The following is a 1,271-nucleotide window of genomic DNA, read 5'->3' as shown; positions in this document are numbered from 1 at the left end:
ACACGTGGTCAGCAGTCCAGACCGGCTGCCGCCACCCGTCCGGCACCCGTGGCAAAGAAGGCCCCGACCCGTCCGGCAGCAAAGCAGCAGAGCGCGACGGTCGCCGCCCAGCAGGCGCGGGTCAAAGGCTTCGCCCTCGACCTCAGCATGGGTGGCCCGGACGCAACCGACAACGAGTTCAAGGAGAGCGCCTAAGCGATACCGGGAGGAGTGACACGGCTGCCGCGTTTCCTGGGGAGGGACGCGGCAACCAGGACCCGCGCATGTAGACGCTGGGACCGCAATCGCCGGAGAGCCATGGAAGAAAGAGGTGAATGGATCGCCTCGCTTCATGAAGCGCCGGCCTGCCACCAGCACTGCGACACTTCACTCGTCGCTCCATCCACAGACAAACGCGGGACATCGAGACATGCGCCTTACCATCAAACTGAAACTGGCCATCGCCTTCACCTTTCTGATCTTCATGCTGGTCGGCACGGCCGGCTATGGAATCTTCAGCCTTGCCGATTCCAAAGCCGGTATGGACCAGGTCATTGACGTCACGGTGGCGCGGCTCGACCGCATGCAGCAGTTGAATGCCCTTTCCCTTTCGACGGTGCGTGCCCAGAAAAACATGATCCTGACGACAACGCCGCAGGAAGCGCAGCATTTCATCGATGCCAGCAACGACAGCCGGGCAAAGTTCCGCCAGATCTTCGAGGAAATGGCTTCGACGGCGACGGCGGCAACCCGCGACTTCTGGCAGGATCTCCGCGCCAAGCTCGATAAGTTCGAAGCCAGCGACAACCGTGTTCACGAACTCGTCCGCAATGGCAACAACGCCGCCGCCTCGCAGATCTCCTCAAACGAGGGGCGCGACGATGCCAATGCTCTGACCACGAAGCTCGAAGAAGGCGTGCAGATCAACCGCGACCGTCTGCAGCAGGCAAAAGCCACCACCGATTCCGAATATGCCACTACCCGTATGCTGCTGGTCTCGATTTCCGTCATCGCCACGTTGGTCGCCGCAGCCACTGCTGTCTGGATCGCCCTCGGGATCAGTGCCGGCCTGCGTAAGGTCATGGCGGTTGCCGAAGCGGTCGCCATCGGTGATCTCGACCAGAACATCGAGATGAAAACGAATGACGAGATCAAGGATCTCGTCAATACGATCAACCGCATGACTGCCAACCTCAGGGAGATGGCAGTCGTCGCGGAAAAGATCGCCGAAGGCGACCTGATGGTTACGCCGAAGCCGCAGTCCGACAAGGACACGCTTGGTCTCGCCCTTG

The 1,271-nt window shown here is 61.1% G+C and carries 1 protein-coding gene and 1 pseudogene; both read left to right on the top strand.

Translation table 11 applies throughout. The features are described 5' to 3' along the window. Positions 1-195, top strand: a pseudogene (locus tag RNA01_RS23320) (methyl-accepting chemotaxis protein); the annotation flags it as partial. Positions 196-409: 214 nt separating this feature from the next. Then, on the top strand, positions 410-1,271 hold an 862-nt coding region (locus RNA01_RS23315), incomplete at its 3' end, for an MCP four helix bundle domain-containing protein (protein ID WP_147182452.1).

The organism is Paenirhizobium naphthalenivorans (assembly GCF_007992095.1).
GTDB classification, from domain to species: domain Bacteria; phylum Pseudomonadota; class Alphaproteobacteria; order Rhizobiales; family Rhizobiaceae; genus Allorhizobium; species Allorhizobium naphthalenivorans.
The sequence above is the reverse complement of the archived record's forward strand: the minus strand, read 5'-3'. Positions and strand labels throughout refer to the sequence as shown.